General features: G+C 69.5%; 13 protein-coding genes. 8 read left to right on the top strand and 5 right to left on the bottom strand.

The features are described 5' to 3' along the window. Positions 1–123: 123 nt before the first annotated feature. The gene (locus LMI96_RS13895; RefSeq protein ID WP_228361911.1) at positions 124–1356 is read left to right on the top strand and encodes an MFS transporter; all 1233 of its coding nucleotides are present in this window, start codon (positions 124–126) and stop codon (positions 1354–1356) included. Between the two features lie 124 nt (positions 1357–1480). On the opposite strand, the gene LMI96_RS13890 is transcribed toward LMI96_RS13895, so the two are convergent. Next, positions 1481–2419, bottom strand: coding sequence for a LysR family transcriptional regulator (locus LMI96_RS13890; RefSeq protein WP_228361910.1), 939 nt, complete (start codon positions 2417–2419; stop codon positions 1481–1483). 147 nt (positions 2420–2566) lie between these two features. Here LMI96_RS13890 and LMI96_RS13885 point away from each other — a divergent pair, with 147 nt between their 5' ends. The 4 genes from LMI96_RS13885 to LMI96_RS13870 all read left to right on the top strand — a co-directional run bounded on the left by LMI96_RS13885 (position 2567) and on the right by LMI96_RS13870 (position 6827). Further along, the gene (locus LMI96_RS13885; RefSeq protein ID WP_228361909.1) at positions 2567–3583 is read left to right on the top strand and encodes a VOC family protein; all 1017 of its coding nucleotides are present in this window, start codon (positions 2567–2569) and stop codon (positions 3581–3583) included. A gap of 64 nt (positions 3584–3647) precedes the next feature. Then, complete coding sequence (locus tag LMI96_RS13880) at positions 3648–4610, top strand: fumarylacetoacetate hydrolase family protein (RefSeq protein WP_228361908.1); 963 nt, start codon at positions 3648–3650, stop codon at positions 4608–4610. 79 nt (positions 4611–4689) lie between these two features. Continuing rightward, complete coding sequence (locus tag LMI96_RS13875; protein WP_223723158.1) at positions 4690–5823, top strand: FAD-dependent monooxygenase; 1134 nt, start codon at positions 4690–4692, stop codon at positions 5821–5823. Next, entirely contained in the window at positions 5820–6827 is a 1008-nt protein-coding gene (locus LMI96_RS13870; protein ID WP_223723157.1) for an amidohydrolase family protein, read from the top strand. The genes LMI96_RS13875 and LMI96_RS13870 overlap by 4 nt, the downstream gene beginning before the upstream one ends. Before the next feature lie 114 nt (positions 6828–6941). Here the strand turns inward: LMI96_RS13870 and LMI96_RS13865 are convergent, their stop codons facing one another. The 3 genes from LMI96_RS13865 to LMI96_RS13855 all read right to left on the bottom strand — a co-directional run bounded on the left by LMI96_RS13865 (position 6942) and on the right by LMI96_RS13855 (position 10788). After that, positions 6942–8123 carry an ROK family transcriptional regulator gene (locus tag LMI96_RS13865; RefSeq protein WP_228361906.1) on the bottom strand — a complete coding sequence of 394 codons (1182 nt, stop codon included), beginning with the start codon at positions 8121–8123 and terminating at the stop codon, positions 6942–6944. Between the two features lie 140 nt (positions 8124–8263). Next, the gene (locus tag LMI96_RS13860; RefSeq protein ID WP_228361905.1) at positions 8264–9316 is read right to left on the bottom strand and encodes an ABC transporter permease; all 1053 of its coding nucleotides are present in this window, start codon (positions 9314–9316) and stop codon (positions 8264–8266) included. Further along, positions 9313–10788, bottom strand: a complete 1476-nt coding sequence (locus LMI96_RS13855; protein ID WP_228361904.1) for a sugar ABC transporter ATP-binding protein — start codon at positions 10786–10788, stop codon at positions 9313–9315. The genes LMI96_RS13860 and LMI96_RS13855 overlap by 4 nt, the downstream gene beginning before the upstream one ends. Positions 10789–11099: 311 nt before the next feature. Between LMI96_RS13855 and LMI96_RS13850 the strand changes: the two genes are divergently transcribed. The 3 genes from LMI96_RS13850 (at position 11100) to LMI96_RS13840 (ending at position 14437) form a co-directional block, all read left to right on the top strand. Then, positions 11100–12149 carry a substrate-binding domain-containing protein gene (locus LMI96_RS13850; protein ID WP_228361903.1) on the top strand — a complete coding sequence of 350 codons (1050 nt, stop codon included), beginning with the start codon at positions 11100–11102 and terminating at the stop codon, positions 12147–12149. A gap of 84 nt (positions 12150–12233) precedes the next feature. After that, the gene (locus LMI96_RS13845; RefSeq protein ID WP_228362029.1) at positions 12234–13409 is read left to right on the top strand and encodes a Gfo/Idh/MocA family protein; all 1176 of its coding nucleotides are present in this window, start codon (positions 12234–12236) and stop codon (positions 13407–13409) included. Between the two features lie 20 nt (positions 13410–13429). Next, positions 13430–14437, top strand: coding sequence for a sugar phosphate isomerase/epimerase (locus LMI96_RS13840; RefSeq protein WP_228361902.1), 1008 nt, complete (start codon positions 13430–13432; stop codon positions 14435–14437). 121 nt (positions 14438–14558) lie between these two features. Here LMI96_RS13840 and LMI96_RS13835 read toward each other — a convergent pair whose 3' ends face one another. Continuing rightward, positions 14559–16052 (bottom strand): peptide MFS transporter, encoded by a 1494-nt coding sequence (locus tag LMI96_RS13835; protein ID WP_228361901.1) that lies wholly within the window; start codon positions 16050–16052, stop codon positions 14559–14561. Positions 16053–16172: the final 120 nt, after the last annotated feature.

Here is a 16172-nt window from a genome sequence, read left to right as displayed (position 1 = left end):
CAGTGATCACGTCTTCCGCGGATGCGGCCGTCGCAGTCGAATGGACGCGCCACCGCACTGTCGCGGGGCGCGGTGTTCGCGTGGGGAACGCGGGCGCTGTCCTGATCCCGAGGAGCACAGACGATGACGTCCGCATCCACCACGACCCACCGCACCGCTCGTGCCGGTACCTGGCAGGGCATCCTCCTGCTGGCCGGCAGTTGCATGCCCGTTCTCGGCTCCGTGCTGATCACCCCTGTCCTGCCGCAGTTGTCCGCCCACTTCGCGGACGTGCAGGGCTCGGAAGTGCTCGTGCCGATGATCGTCGCGCTGCCCGCGCTGATGATCGCGATCTTCGCGCCGTTCGCCGGTCAGGTCGTCGATCGTCTCGGGCGCAAGACCCTGCTGATCATCGCGATGTTCGCCTACGCGCTCGTCGGCACGGCTCCGGCCTGGCTGGAGGGTCTCCCCGAGATCCTGATCAGCCGCGTGCTCGTCGGCATCTGTGAGGCCGCGATCATGACCGTCTGCACGACGCTCATCGTCGACTACTTCCACGAGCAGCGACGGAACCGCTACCTGGCGGCGCAGACCATCACCACGACCCTCGCCGCGACCGTGTTCATCGTGCTCGGCGGCGCACTCGGTGTCGGCGGATGGCACACACTGTTCTGGGTGTACGCCATCAGCCTCGTGATCGGCATCCCGATGATCTTCGCGCTGTGGGAACCGCGCGCCGCATCCGGCAAGGCCGCCGTCGAGGTCGCTCAGCGCCCGCCCGTGCCGTGGCGCCGCATCGCTGTGCCGCTCATCGTGTCGGTGTTCGGCGGATTCGCCTTCTACGTCATGATCATCGAGGTCAGCTACCTCGTGGTCGGTACCGGCGTCCCGGCGACGGAGACGTCGACGATCGGCGGCGTCGCGGCGGTCGCCTCGCTCGCCACCGCGGCCGGTGGAATCACCTTCGCCCGGCTGGCGAAGCGGGGGGAACGGCTGCTGCTGCCGATCGGGTTCGCACTGCAGGCGATCGGGATGCTGATCGTGTGGGCCGTGCCCGCCCTCCCGGGCCTCGTCGTCGGCGCGGTCATCGCATCGTTCGGATCGGGCCTGCTGCTGCCCTCGCTCGTGAAGTGGGTGGTCGCGACGACGACGTTCGCCGAGCGCGGTCGCGTCACCGGATGGTGGACCGCGGCCTTCTACTTCGGTCAGTTCCTGACGCCGGTGCTGATGGGCGTGCTCTCGGGGGTGCTGGGCTCGCTCGGCACGGCAGTCGGTGTCGTCGGCATCGCGGCAGCGGTCGTCGCCGTGCTGGTCGCCGTCGCCCTGCGTCGAGCGCCCGTCGTCGAGGCGCCGGCGGAAGAGACCGTCGCCGCCTGAACGCCGGCCGGAGGAGGGGCACTCGGACGTCGTCCGGTGCCCCTCCTCAGGGTCGAGCCGCGGGCGTGCAGTCGCGGCCGCGCATTCCGGGCCGGGCCGCGTGCCCAGCGGCCGCGCAGCCCCGTCAGGCGGCGTGGTCGCCCGCCGCGACGACCGCGCCCGCTTCGGCGAACAGCGCCCGCATCCACGCGTGTTCCGGATCCCGTTCGTGCACCGGATGCCACCACAGCGCGTTCAGCAGCGGAGTCGCGGCGAACGGCAGGTCGACGACGCGGATGCCGCTGACCTCTCCGGCCATCGGGGCGAGCGCGCTCTGGATGAGGCCGACGCGTTCCGTGCCGCGCACGAAATGCGGCAGGCTCAGGAAGCTCCCCACGACGACGTCGACCCGCGGTTCGATGCCGAGCTGCTGGATCTGCCGGCTCACCGAGGTGAACGCGCTCCGCGATGCGTAGGTCAGCACGAACGGCAGCGTCCCGAGGTCGGCCATCTCGAGCCGGTCGCCGACGTGCGGGTTGTCATCGGCGACGACAGCGACCCAGTCGTCGTGCCAGAGGTCGGTGAACGACAGGTCGGCGAGAAACCCGTGCGGAAGGATCATCGCGTCGACCGAGCGCAGTCGATTGCTCGCGTCTTCGACGACGGCGGGCGTGTGCAGCATGAAACGGAAGCGGACCCCGGGGGATCGCTCGCTCGCGAGCCTCGAGGCGACCGGGCCGATGGTGGCGAAGCCGTAGTCGGAGCCGTAGATCGAGAACTCGCGGGTGGACTGCGCGAACGACCCGGCCGCCCGGCTCTCGAACACCCGGCGGGCGGCTTCGAGCGCGGTCGTCGTGTGGTCGGTGAGGCGCAGGGCGAACGGCGTGAGCTCGTAGGTGTTGCCGCGCCGCGCCAGGATCGGATCGTTGAAGTGCGCGCGCAGTCGCGCGAGCGACGCGCTCAGCGCGGGTTGGCTCAGGCGCAGGCTCTCGGCGGCGCGGGTGACGCTCCGCTCGGTGAGCAGCGCGTCGAGCGACACGAGCAGGTTGAGGTCGAGACGGGACAGCAATGCGGGTTCGGACACGACGGTGTGTTCCTCCGGTTGGGTGCCGCCAATGTATCAGCCGCGTCGATGCGCGAGATAGCCAACCGTGGATTCCCTGATATCGATTCGCCTCGCATAGTGGACCTGGGCACGGAGTCGTCGCCCTTTCGAAAGGAACGATCGAAGATGATCACACTTCTCTCGCACCTGTCCTACGTCGCGGTCACCACCCCCGACGTCGAGGCATCGGTGGAGTTCTACAAGAAGAACGTCGGGCTGACGGAGGTCGCGCGCCAAGACGGCAACGTGTACCTGCGCTGCTGGGGCGATTACTACGCCTACAGCGTCGTGATCGTGCCGGGCGACGAGCCCGCGCTCGAGACCATGGCATGGCGCACGTCGAGCCCGGAGGCGCTCGAGGAGGTCGCGAAGCGTGTCGAGGCCGCCGGTGTCGAGGGCGAATGGTTCGACGGCTACGGAATCGGCCGCGCCTACCGCTTCATCGGTCCGTGGGGCCACAGCATGACGGTGCACTGGGATGTGGAACGCCACCGCGCCGAACCGCACGTGGCCTCGATCTACCCCGACCGCCCGGAGCAGCGGAGCCTCGTCGCCGGCGCTCCGCGTCAGCTCGACCACGTCACCATCGCGACGAGCGATGTGGACGGGTTCGCGGCCTGGTACAACACGGTGCTCGGCTTCCGGATCATGGCCAAGACGGTGCTGGATGACGCGCCGATCTCGGTGTTCTCGGTGCTCACCACCAACGAGAAGTCGCACGACCTCGGGGTCGTTCTCGACGGATCCTCGCGAGCCGGACGCATCAACCACTACGCGTTCTGGGTCGATACCCGCGAAGAGCTCCTGATCGCCGCCGACGTGCTTCTCGAACGCGGCATCCCGATCGAGTACGGTCCGTCGATCCACGGCATCGGCGAGCAGAACTTCCTCTACTACCGCGAGCCGTCGACCCTCCGGATCGAGCTCAACACCGGGGGCTACCGCAACTACGTGCCGGATTGGGAGCCCAACACCTGGCGTCCCTCCCAGGGATCGAACAACTTCTACCGCAACGGCGCGATGCCGATGTCGATGACGGAGTCGTTCCCGCCCGCCGACGGTCCGTCCGCGACCGAGGAGGGTGTGCCCGACGAGATCCGCGACGCCCTGCTGAACCCGTACGCGCGGCACGGCCAGGGATGATTCCCGACCCGGGGGCGGCAGCGGTCGCCCCCGGGTTCCACCCGTCACGAATCGAGGAGGAATCATGACGACGTCAACACTCGACGCACCGTTCGCGCTCGCCAGGTACCGGGAGGGGGGAGCGGTGCGTCTCGGTCTCGCCGCGGGCGACCGCATCCGTCCGCTGGACGCCGAAGACCTCGGCGCGGCAGACCTGAACGGGTTCCTCGCGGCACCGGACTGGGACCGCCTCGCCGCGCTCGCGCGGGCCGACGGTCCGTGGCGACCGCTCGCCGATGTCGTGCTCACGGCGCCGGTCGAGCCGCGGCAGGTGCTGCAGACGGGTGCGAACTACCGGCAGCACGTGATCGAACTGGTGGCCGCCGGCCTCACGAACAACAGCGACCGCACGCCGGAAGAAGCGCGCGAGTTCGCGGCGAAGATGATGGACGATCGCGCCGCGAACGGCGAACCTTACTTCTTCATCGGGCTGCCCGCGTGCGTCGTCGGCGACGACGTGCCGCTCGTGCTGCCCGCCTACAGCGACGTGCACGACTGGGAACTCGAACTCGCGGTCGTCATCGGGCGCGAGGCGTTCCGCGTCTCGCGGGCGGATGCGGCATCCCACATCGCGGGGTACACGATCGTCAACGACGTCACCACGCGCGACCTCGTCTTCCGGAAAGACATGAAGGAGATCGGCACCGACTGGTATCGCGCCAAGAACGCGCCCGGCTTTCTGCCGACCGGACCCTTCCTCGTGCCGGCGCACCTCGTCGAGGCGAACGACGCCCGCCTGCATCTCGCGCTGAACGGCGAGACCATGCAGGATGCGTCGACGTCCGACCTGCTGTTCGACATCGCCGCCCTCGTCTCGGGCGCGTCGCAGACCATGCCGCTGCTTCCGGGCGACATCCTGCTCACCGGGAGCCCGGCCGGAAACGGCCAGCACTGGAAGCGCTTCCTCCGCGACGGCGACGTCATGACGGGAACGATCGCGGGCCTCGGCACCCAGACGGTGCGCTGCGTCGCCGACGAATCCGTGTGACCGCCCCGTGATCGCCCCGGCGTGACCGCTCCGCGCGTGAACGCCGTTCGCGCATTCTCCAGAACAGAGAGGTTCTGACATGACCGCAGTCCAGAAGGTCGCCATCGCCGGCAGTGGCGCCGCCGCGCTCGCCGCCGCCATCCTGCTCGCCCGCGCGGGCGTCACCGTCGATGTCTTCGAGGAGAAGCCCGAGGTCAGCATCCTCGGTTCCGGCATCACCCTGCAGGGCAACTCGCTGCGCGCCCTCGACCTGCTCGGCGTCTGGGACGACGCCCGCGCCCAGGGGTACCCCTTCACGGGGCTGACCCTGCGAGCGCCCGGGCCGGATGCGCCGATCGTCGCGGAGCTGCCCGACGTGCAGACCGGCGGACCCGACTACCCGGCGGGGATGGGCATGTACCGCCCCGACCTCGCCGCCATCCTGCACGCGCACGCCGCGCGGGCGGGGGTCAGCATCCGCTTCGGTGCGAAGGTGACCGGCCTCGCCCAGAACGACGACGGGGTCGAGGTCTTCCTCGGCGAGCAGTCCGCCGGGGTGTACGACCTGCTGATCGGCGCCGACGGGCTGAACTCCACGGTGCGCGACCTCATCGGAATCGACACGAAACCGCAGCCCACCGGCATGGGAATCTGGCGCACCCTCGTCTCGCGACCGGCCGAGGTCGAGCGGACGGAGCTGTACTACGGGGGCCCCGTCTACATCGCGGGCTACACGCCCACCGGAGACGACACGATGTACGCGTTCCTCGTCGAAAAGGCGCAGGACCGCCAAGGGGTGACGGATGCGGATGCGGCCCAGATCATGCTCGAGGAGTCGCGCGCGTACGGCGGGCCCTGGAACTCGGTGCGCGCCGACCTCGCCGCCGGTTCGCGGGTCAACTACACGTGGTTCACCGCGCATCTGATCGAGGGCGCCTGGAACCGCGGACGTGTCGTCGTCATCGGGGACGCGGCGCACAGCTGCCCGCCGACGATCGCGCAGGGCGCGGCCCAGGCGCTCGAGGACGCGGTCGTGCTGAGCGAACTGCTGCTCGCCGCCGACGCTGTTGACCAATCGCTCTGGGACGAGTTCCACGCGCGTCGGGTGCCGCGGGCGTCGGCGGTCGTCGAGGCGTCCGTGCAGCTCGGGCAGTGGCAGCTCGACGGAAATCGGGATGCGGATGCCCCCGGGCTCATCTTCGCGACCGCGCACCTGATGGCACAGCCCGCATGACCCGGGTGACCGATGTGCACGCGCACCTGCTGATGCCCGGGCTGCACGCCGAGATCGAACGGCGGGTTCCCGATCTCGTGCGTGCCGCGTCCGAGCTCGAGGCCCGCCGGAACGGACCGGAGAGTCAGGCCGTCTCCGGTCCGATGGTCGGCGCCCGCATCCCGAAGCTCACCGACGTGGGTGTCCGACTGGCCGCGATGGACGCGCAGGGCGTCGACCGGCAGTGGGTCAGCGCCTCGCCGAACCACTTCTACCCGTGGGCTCCGGAGGGGCTCGCCGTCTGGGCGGCCGTCGAGGCCAACCGGTTGATCGCGGCGCACGTGTCGCACGACCCCGAGCGGCTGGTGGGACTCGGGCTCGTGCCGCTGCAGCATCCGGAACGCATCGTCGAATGCCTCGACGATGCCGTGCTCGGCCGGGGGCTCGCCGGCGTCGAGATCTCGTCGTTCGCGGAAGACGTCGAGTTGTCGGACCCGCGCCTCGAGCCGTTCTGGGCGCGCGCGGCGGAACTCGGCTGCGTCGTGTTCCTGCATCCGTTCGGCTGCAGCCTCGACGAGCGGCTCGATCGCTTCTATCTCGCGAATACCGTCGGGCAGCCGACCGAGAACGCCGTGGCGCTGTCGCACCTGATCTTCTCCGGCGTCCTCGACCGGCACCCGGGTCTCCGCATCGTCGCCGCTCACGGCGGCGGCTACCTGCCGACCGTGATCGGGCGTTCCGATCACGCGTGGCGGGTGCGTCCGGATGCGCGCGGCTGCCAGCATCCGCCGTCCTCCTACCTCGAGCGGATCTGGTTCGACACGGTCGTGCACGATCCGCTCGCGCTCCGCCGCCTCATCGAGAGCGTCGGCGCGAGTCAGGTCGTGCTCGGCAGCGACTTCCCGTTCGATATGGGGTCGGAGGATCCGGTCGGCGAGGTGCGCCGCGCGGCCCTGCCCGACGACGTGTCCGCGCGAGTGCTCGGCGGAAACGCCGATGCCCTCCTGCGCCACGCGCTGGCCTGACCCCCCACCATCCGCGAGACTGCAGTTTCGCAACGAGACGTTGGCTCGCGACCGACGTCTCGACGCCGAACTGCTGTCTCGCGGGTTTCGGGCCCGCCGGCGGATGCGGGCGGGTCAGCCGACGGCGAAGCCGCGGGCGAGACCCTCGGGCGAGAGGGCGTACTCGGCGGCGAGCATGCTCGCGCCGAGGATCGCGGCCTTCGCCCCCGTTGCGGAGTGCACGATCGCGAGGTGCTCGGTCGCGAGCGGCATCGAGCGGGTGTAGACGGCCTCGCGGACCCCGGCGATGAGGTGCTCTCCGACGCGCGCCATCGACCCGCCGATCACGATGACCGAGGGATTGATCAAGCTGACGGCGACCGTCAGCACCTCGCCGATGTCGCGGCCGGCCTGGCGGACGGCCTGGATCGCTTCGATGTTGCCGCGCTTGACGAGCTCGATCACGTCGTTGCCCGAGTGCGCGTCGAGGCCGTGCGCGCGCAGCTGTCGCGCGAGCGCCGGAGCCGCGGCGAGGGCTTCGAGGCATCCGCGGTTACCGCACGTGCACGGCACATCCGCGCCGCGCGCGACCTGGACGTGCCCGATGTCGCCGGCCGATCCCTGGGCGCCGCGCTGCAGGGTGCCGCCGGAGATGATGCCGGCCCCGATTCCGGTGGCCACCTTCACGAACAGCAGATGATCCACGCCCGGCCAGGCGGTGGCACGTTCGCCGAGCGCCATGATGTTCACGTCGTTGTCGACGAGCACCGGAACGGGCAGGTGCGCCTGCAGCCAGCCGGGGATGTCGAAGCGGTCCCAGCCGGGCATGATCGGCGGGTTGACCGGGCGCCCGGTGGAGTGCTCGACGGGCCCGGGCACGCCGATGCCGATGGCGGCCACGCTCCGCTCATCGCGCCCGAGGCCGGAGAGCAGCCCTTGCCCGCTCTCCCACAGCCAGGTGAGCACGACCTCCGGTCCGAGCGTCACGTCGAGCGGTTCGCTGTGCTCGGCGAGGATGCTGCCGGCGAGGTCGGTGACCGCGACGGTCGCGTGCGAGGCGCCGATGTCGGCGGCCAGCACGACCCGTGCCGCCGGATTGAGCGCGAACTGGGATGGCGGACGCCCGCCGGTGGAGACGGCATCCGCGACGGGGGCGATCAGCCCCATGCGCATCAGCTCGTCGACGCGCATGGCGACGGTCGAACGCGCCAGCCCGGTGGACTTGGCGAGCTCGGCGCGGGTGCGAGGCGCCCCGTCGCGAAGGAGCTGGAAGAGTTCCGTCACGCCCGAGGGGGCGCGGGAGGTGTCGGTGGCCATCTCTGTTCCCGGCTTCGATCGATCGGTCCCGGGTAGGCACGTGCACGCCGAGTCCCCGTGGTTGCCAGATTACGCCCCGCGTTGCGGGGCGCCTGACCGCGAGACGAGCCGGTGCGGCCGGCCCTCTCGCGGCCCACTCATCATCCGGAACGTCCGGTCGATCGGGTGAAACGCTGCTGCAGCAGCACCGCAACGACGATGATCACACCCTTCGCGACCTGCTGCACCGACGACGACAGGTTGAGCTGCACGAACACGTTCGTGAGTGTCGTGAAGATGAGCACCCCGAAGACGGTGCCGGTGACGGTGCCGCGCCCGCCGAGCAGGAGGGTGCCGCCGACCACCACCGCCGCGATGGCGTCGAGTTCGTAGAACAGCCCGTTCGTGGAGCTGCCGGCGGTCGTGCGACCCAGCATCATGACCGCGGCGATGCCCGCGCTCAGTCCGGCCAGCGCGTAGAGCCACATGGTGTGGCGCCGCACGTTGATGCCGGCCAGGCGTGTGGCTTCGCGGTTGCCGCCGATCGCGACGGTGCGGCGGCCGAACGTGGTGCGGTTCAGCAGCACCCATCCGAGTACGGCGACGATCGCGAAGATCCAGATCAGGATGTCGATGCCCAGGATGTCGGCGTTCATGAAGGTGACGAAGCCGCGATCCTCCACGACGAGAGTGCGGCGGTCGGCGAGGATCTCGGCGAGGCCGCGGGCGGCCACCAGCATCGCGAGCGTCGCCATGAAGGCGACGACGTTGCCGTAGGCGATGACGATGCCGTTGATGAGTCCCGCCCCGACGCCCACGGCGAGGGCGATGACGACCATCACGATCCAGTGCATCTGGTCGGCGAGGTCCTGCACGGCGGCGAGCGTCGCCACGACCGAGGCGAGGCCGAGTACCGAACCGATCGACAGGTCGATCCCGCCGGCGATGATCACGAGGGTCATGCCGACGCTGATGACGCCGACGATCGAGGCCTGGCGGAGGATCGTCAGGATGTTGTCGATCTTCACGAAGTCGCCGCCGCCCGCGATCGCGCCGACGACGACGATCAGCAGAAGCGCGACCACGAGGCCGAGATTGCGACCCACGGAACCCGACAGGATGCGGCGCCACGCGGGCGTCGCCGCATCCGTCGACGTCGCCGCGGTATCCGGGGCGAGGGTCTGGACGCCGGTGGGGGAAGGCTGCTCGCTCACGCGGCGGTTCCTTTCATGACGAGGTCGAGCACGCCGTGCTCGTCGATCTCAGGGGAGGGGAGGGCGCGGAGGACGTGACCGTCGCCGATGACGAGCACGATGTCGGCGAGGCCGAGAACCTCTTCGATCTCGCTGGAGACCACGACGACCGCGTTGCCGGCGGCGGCGAGGTCGCGGATGAGGGTGTAGATCTCGGCGCGGGCGCCGACGTCGACCCCGCGTGTGGGTTCATCCAGAAGCAGAACGCGGGTGCCGTGCACGAGCCAGCGCGCGAGCAGGATCTTCTGCTGGTTGCCGCCGGAGAGAGTGCGGGCCGGTCGGTCCGGGTCGGCCGGGCGCAGTTCGAGCGCGTCGATCTGGGCCCGTGCCACGGCCCGCGCGGCACGGTCACGGAGAAATCCGCCCCGAGCGAATCGGGACATGGACGCCAGGGTGACGTTCACGTAGATCGGTTCGTCGAGGACCAGCCCCTGACTCTTGCGCTCCTCGGGGGAGAGGCCGATGCCCGCACCCACCGCGGAGACGACGGATCCGCGCCGCAGCGCTGCGCCGCGCACTCTCACGGTTCCGGATGTCGCCTTCCGGGCGCCGTAGATGGTCTCGAGGATCTCGGAGCGGCCGGACCCCACGAGCCCCGCGAGTCCGACGACCTCGCCCGCCCGCACGGTGAACGAGACGTCGGTGAACGCCCCATCGAGCGTGAGATTCTCGACATCGAGGACCACCGGGGCATCGTCGGCGACCGGAACCCGGGTGGGGAAGACGTTGGCGACCTCCCGCCCGGTCATCAGTCGGATGAGCTCGGGGGTGGGGGTCTCCGCCGCCGACAGACCGACCGCGGTCGTGCGGCCGTCCTTCAGGACGGTGATGCGGTCGCCGATCTGCCGGATCTCTTCCAAGCGGTGCGTGATGTAGACGACGGCGATGCCTTCGGCGGTCAGCTCGCGGACGACGTGGAAGAGGTTCTTCACCTCTTCGGTGTCGAGGACGGCCGACGGTTCGTCCATGATGATGAGCTTCACGTCGTGCGAGAGCGCCCGCGCCATGCTGACGATCTGCTTGTTCGCGGCGCTCAGCCGGCCGACCTCGGTGTGCGGGGAGAGCCCGCCGTGACCGAGCCGCTTCAGCAGCGCCCGCGTCTGCGCGGCGGCCTCGGACCGCCGGGTGAATCCTCCGCGCGCCAGCTCGTGCCCGAGGAAGATGTTCTCGGCGATCGTGAGCCCGTCGACCACGTCCAGCTCCTGATACATGGTGGCGATTCCGAGGTCGATCGCCGCTTCCGGCGTCGTGATCTCGGCGGGCTCGCCGCGCCAGAGGATCTCGCCGTCGTCGGGGCGATGGACGCCCGCAAGGGTTTTGATGAGCGTCGATTTTCCGGCGCCGTTCTGGCCGAGCACGCAGTGCACCTCGCCCGGGGCGACGTCGAGGTCGACCCCGCGAAGGGCGCGCACACCGGCGAACGACTTCGTCACCCCTCGCACGCGGAGTAATGACGTTTGATGGTCAACTTTGATCACGCGGCGAAACGTAACACGTCGAGCGAGGGCGGCGCGACCCCTCTGCGCCACATGTTTCGGATGCGGGCAGGCGCGGCACACAGAAATCTGCCCGGAATTGCGGGCAAAATGATCAGCACCTACTTATATTGAGAAACAAACAAAAGTTGCCTGAATGCACAATGCTTCTGCTACGGTGAGGTTCGTCAACGTAGACCTCTCTTCAGCGTGGATGACTCGAGGTCGGCGATGGCCTCAGCTGCATCACATTCAAGGGAGAAATTGACATGCGCTCATACCTGAAGCCGCGTACCCGCCTGGCACTGACCGGCGTCGCGCTTCTGACCGGTATCGGACTCCTCGCTGGGTGCACCGGTTCATCCGATGACGGCGACGACGTCGTGAACCAGGGCACCACCACCGAGGAGAATGCCGAAACCGGCGAAACCGTCACGATCGGGTTCTCCGGACCGGCCGCCGACCACGGATGGCTCGGCGCCATCAACTCGGGCGCGCTCGCCGCTGCCGAGAGCTACCCCGACGTCGACCTGAAGGTCGCGGAGGGAACGAACGATGTGAACGCGCAGATCGCCGCCGTCGAGACCTTCATCAACGACGGCGTCGATGCGATCGTGCTGCTGCCGAGCGACGGCGCGGCCCTCACCGAGGTCGCCATCCAGGCGATGGAAGCCGGCATCCCCGTCATCAACGTGGACCGCGAGTTCTCCAGCCCGTTCGCCGCCCGCACGACCGTGCTCGGCGACAACTACGGGATGGGTGTCAGCGCGGGCACCTACATCTGCGCTCAGCTCGGCGACACCCCGGATGCCGTCGTCGCCGAGATCGCTGGAATCGACGCGCTGCCGCTCACGCAGGATCGCTCGCAGGGTTTCTCGGACGCGCTCGAGGACTGCGGCCTGGAGGTCGGGCCGCGCGTGGCCGCGGACTTCACGGTGCAGGGCGGTGAGGCCGTCACGTCGCAGCTGCTGTCGGCGAACCCGAAGATCGACGCGATCTGGAACCACGACGACGACCAGGGCATCGGCGTGCTCGCGGCCATCAACGCGGCCGGCCGCGACGAGTTCTTCATGGTCGGCGGCGCCGGCAGCCGCAACGCCATGGAGGCGATCGAGGCCGATGACAGCGTGCTGAAGGCGACGGTCATCTACCCGTCGACGCAGGCCGCCGACGGAATCGCCCTCGCCCGTCTGATCGCGCAGAGCAAGACGCAGAGCGATCTGATCACCCCGAGCGTGCCCAACCGCATCGTGCTGGACGCGCCCGTCGTGACGAAGGACAACGTGGCCGAGTTCATCGACCTGGCGTTCGCGTCCTGACCCCGGGGGCGTCCGAGCTCGTCTCGGGCGCCCTCACCCCCACACAGTAAGGAGAGCGCGTTGACTCGACCGCTCCGCGTCGCCATGATCGGCGCCGGTTTCATGGGTGCAGCGCACTCGCAGGGATGGCGCGTCGCCCCGCGCTTCTTCGACCTTCCGCTTGACCCGCAGATGACCCTGCTGGTCGCGCGCGACGCCGATCGCACCCGCGCGGCCGCCGACACCTGGGGCTGGGCCGAATCCGGCACCGACTGGAGGGCCGCGATCGAGCGCGGCGACATCGATGTCATCGACATCGTCACCCCCGGCGACCTGCACGCCGAGATCGCCATCGCGGCGCTCGCCGCCGGAAAGCACGTCCTGTGCGAGAAGCCGCTGGCGAACACCGTGGGCGAGGCGGAGCGGATGGCGGATGCCGCATCCGCCGCGTTCTCCCATGGAGCCCGCGCCATGGTGGGCTTCACCTACCGCCGTGTGCCCGCGACCACGCTCGCGCGCGACATGGTCGCGGCGGGACGCATCGGCGACGTGCGACAGGTGCGGGCCGAGTACCTGCAGGACTGGCTCAGCGACGCGGACGCGCCGCTGACCTGGCGCCTCGAGAAAGAGCACGCCGGCTCGGGGGCGCTGGGCGACATCGGGGCGCACGCCGTCGACCTCGCCGAGTACATCACCGGGCAGCGGGTCACCGAGGTGTCCGGCATCCTCGACACCCTCGTCACCGAGCGCCCGCTGCTCGCCGCCGGATCCGGGCTCTCCGGCACTGCCGCGGCCGGGCGCGGCGCGGTCACGGTCGACGACGTGGCACTGTTCACCGGACGCCTCGAGAGCGGTGCGCTCGCCTCGTTCGAGGCATCCCGCTTCCGCACCGGGCGCAAGAACGCCCTGCGCATCGAGATCTCGGGATCGCGCGGCGCTCTGGTGTTCGACCTCGAGCGCCTGAACGAGCTCGCGTTCTACGATGCGACGGCGCCCGCTGGCGAGCAGGGCTTCCGCACGATCCTCGTGACCGAACCCACCCACCCCTACGTCGGCGCGTGGTGGCCGGCCGGGCACATGCTGGGGTACGAGCACGCGTTCTCGCACCAGGCGAAGGACTTCGTCGAAGCGATCGCCGCGGGTGCGCAACCCTCGCCGTCCTTCGCCGACGGACTGCACGTGCAGCGCGTGCTCGGCGCGGTCGAGCGGAGCGCCGCACAGGCCAGCGCATGGACGCACACCGACACGACGGACGCTCGCCGCGCTTTCGCGGCATCCTGAACCGAGGAGAGGACGAACTCATGGCCAGACCTGTCACCCTGTTCACCGGCCAGTGGGCCGACCTGCCGTTCGAGGAGGTGGCGCGGCTCGCGGGCGAGTGGGGCTACGACGGACTCGAGATCGCCTGCTGGGGCGACCACCTCGACCCGAACCGCTGGGACGACGACGCGTACGTGCAGGGCAAGCGCGACGTTCTCGAGCGCAACGGCCTCCAGGTGTGGACGATCTCGAACCACCTGAAGGGTCAGGCGGTCTGCGACGACCCGATCGACCAGCGCCACCGCGACATCCTGCCCGATTCGGTGTGGGGCGACGGCGACCCGGAGGGCGTCCGTCAGCGCGCGGCGGAAGAACTGAAGAACACGGCACGGCTCGCGGCGAAGCTCGGCGTGAAGACCGTCACGGGGTTCACCGGCTCGTCGATCTGGAAGTACGTCGCCATGTTTCCGCCCGCATCCGACGCCATGGTCGAGGCCGGTTACCAGGACTTCGCCGACCGCTGGAACCCGATCCTCGACGTGTTCGACGAGGTCGGGGTGCGATTCGCGCACGAGGTGCACCCCTCGGAGATCGCGTACGACTATTGGACGACGCAGCGTGCGCTCGAGGCGATCGGACACCGGGAGGCGTTCGGACTGAACTGGGACCCGTCGCACATGGTGTGGCAGGACATCGACCCGGTCGCCTTCCTCTGGGACTTCCAAGACCGGATCTACCACGTGCACTGCAAGGACACGAAGAAGCGCCTCGGGAACGGCCGCAACGGCCGGCTCTCGTCGCATCTGCCGTGGGCCGACCCGCGGCGCGGTTGGGACTTCATCTCGACGGGGCACGGCGACGTGCCGTGGGAGGACGCGTTCCGGATGCTGAACGCGATCGACTACCGCGGACCGCTGTCGGTGGAGTGGGAGGACGCGGGCATGGATCGCCTCGTCGGGGCGCCCGAGGCGCTCGGTTTCGTGCGCCGGCTGTCGTCGTACGAGCCGTCCGCCGCCGCGTTCGACGCCGCCTTCTCCGCCACGCCGTAACCCCCCCCTCCTACCGCGAGACGGGATCTTGGCGCCGAGACCGTGGGGTAACCCCGCTGTCTCGGCGCGCAGATCCCGTCTCGCGGGTGAGGCCGGCCAGGTGGGACGGGCCGCGGGTGGGTCAGCGCACGCCGCGCATCAGCGCGAGCACGGGCTTCGCGCAGAGCAGCAGGGCCGCGCCGAGGGCGACGGCGATCGCGCCGAGGATCGCGAAGTACGGCACCTCGTTGGTCGGATCGTAGAACGTGCCGAGCTGGCCCGCGATCGCCGTGCCGAGGGCGACCGACAGGAAGAACAGCGCCACCATCTGGGTGCGGAAGACCGACGGCGCGAGCTTCGTCGACACCGACAGGCCGATGGGTGAGAGCAGTAGTTCGGCCACCGTGAAGACGAACAGGATGCCGATGATCGCGAGGATCGGGGTGGTGTTCTGGCCGCCATCCGCCCAGATGAGGAACAGCAGGAACGCCGCTCCCATTACGATCGCGGCGAGACCGAACTTGACCGGGGTGGTCGGCTGGCGCCGGCCCAGCTTCGTCCACAGGGCGGCGAACACCCCGGACAGGATGATGATGAACACCGGGTTGATCGACTGCACCCACGACACCGGCATCTCCCACCCGAACAGGTCGCGGTTCAGGCGCACGTCCGAGTAGATCGTCAGCACCGTGAACTGCTGCTGGTAGAGCGACCAGAAGCCGACGCTCACGATGAACAGCGGGATGAAGCCGAACACGCGTGAGCGCTCGTCCGACGACACCCGCTTCGACGACAGGATGACGGCGAAGTACGCGATCGTTGCGGCGACCGTCACCGCGATCACGACGAGCGCGAGGTTGTCGGCGCGGATGAGTCCTGTGACCACGGCGATCACGATGACGATCACGCCGGCTGCAGCGATGGCGCCCCACATCCCGTACCGTTTTCTCGGCAACGGATTCGGGATGGCGCGGCTCGCGGCGGGCAGGCTGCGCCGGCCGAACGAGTACTGCACCAGACCGATCGCCATGCCGACGGCCGCGAGCCCGAAGCCCCAGTGGAACCCGAGGGTCGACTGCAGCAGTCCCGTCAGGATCGGGCCGAAGAACGCGCCGAGGTTGATGCCGAGGTAGAAGAGCGAGAAACCGCCGTCACGACGCGCGTCGTCGGCCGCGTAGAGGGTGCCGACGACCGAGGTCGCGTTGGCCTTCAACCCGCCGGAGCCGAGCGCGACGAGCACGAGACCGATCCCGACGCCGAGGACTCCCGGAACCAGGGCGAGGGCGATGTGCCCGGCCATGATCACGATGGCGCTGAAGAAGAGGACGCGCTCGGATCCGAGGATGCGGTCGGCGATCCACGCGCCCAGGATCGTCGAGAGGTACACGGTTCCGCCGTAGGCGCCGACGATGCCGGTCGCAACGGCCTTGTCGATGCCGAGGCCGCCCTGATCGACCGTGTAGTACAGGTAGATGAGCAGGATGCCCTGCAGACCGTAGAAGCTGAAGCGTTCCCACATCTCGACGCCGAAGATGTGTGCGAGAGCCCACGGCTGGCCGAAGAACCGGGCGTCGGTGTCTGAACCGGTGGCGTGTGCATCCGCTGGGGCGGAGGATGCCCCCGTCGAGTCGTTCATGGCCTCACCGTAGCCCGGCTGCGGTGCTCCTCGCGCGGCGGCGCTCGGCGCGCGTAGACAGCACGTCGGCCGCGAGACTGCAGTGGGGCGGCGAGACGTCGGTCGGCGACAGCTGTCTCG

Origin of the sequence: Microbacterium sp. cx-59, assembly GCF_020805625.1 — a bacterium.
GTDB lineage: Bacteria > Actinomycetota > Actinomycetes > Actinomycetales > Microbacteriaceae > Microbacterium.
This window is presented reverse-complemented; position numbering and strand designations above follow the sequence as displayed.

Excerpts from the sequence above, each read along its gene's own strand:
- LMI96_RS13895 (WP_228361911.1), top strand. The coding sequence starts at position 124 with ATGACGTCCGCATCCACCACGACCCACCGCACCGCTCGTGCCGGTACC.
- LMI96_RS13885 (WP_228361909.1), top strand. The coding sequence starts at position 2,567 with ATGATCACACTTCTCTCGCACCTGTCCTACGTCGCGGTCACCACCCCC.
- LMI96_RS13880 (WP_228361908.1), top strand. The coding sequence starts at position 3,648 with ATGACGACGTCAACACTCGACGCACCGTTCGCGCTCGCCAGGTACCGG.
- LMI96_RS13875 (WP_223723158.1), top strand. The coding sequence starts at position 4,690 with ATGACCGCAGTCCAGAAGGTCGCCATCGCCGGCAGTGGCGCCGCCGCG.
- LMI96_RS13870 (WP_223723157.1), top strand. The coding sequence starts at position 5,820 with ATGACCCGGGTGACCGATGTGCACGCGCACCTGCTGATGCCCGGGCTG.
- LMI96_RS13865 (WP_228361906.1), bottom strand. The coding sequence starts at position 8,123 with ATGGCCACCGACACCTCCCGCGCCCCCTCGGGCGTGACGGAACTCTTC.
- LMI96_RS13850 (WP_228361903.1), top strand. The coding sequence starts at position 11,100 with ATGCGCTCATACCTGAAGCCGCGTACCCGCCTGGCACTGACCGGCGTC.
- LMI96_RS13845 (WP_228362029.1), top strand. The coding sequence starts at position 12,234 with ATGATCGGCGCCGGTTTCATGGGTGCAGCGCACTCGCAGGGATGGCGC.
- LMI96_RS13840 (WP_228361902.1), top strand. The coding sequence starts at position 13,430 with ATGGCCAGACCTGTCACCCTGTTCACCGGCCAGTGGGCCGACCTGCCG.
- LMI96_RS13835 (WP_228361901.1), bottom strand. The coding sequence starts at position 16,052 with ATGAACGACTCGACGGGGGCATCCTCCGCCCCAGCGGATGCACACGCC.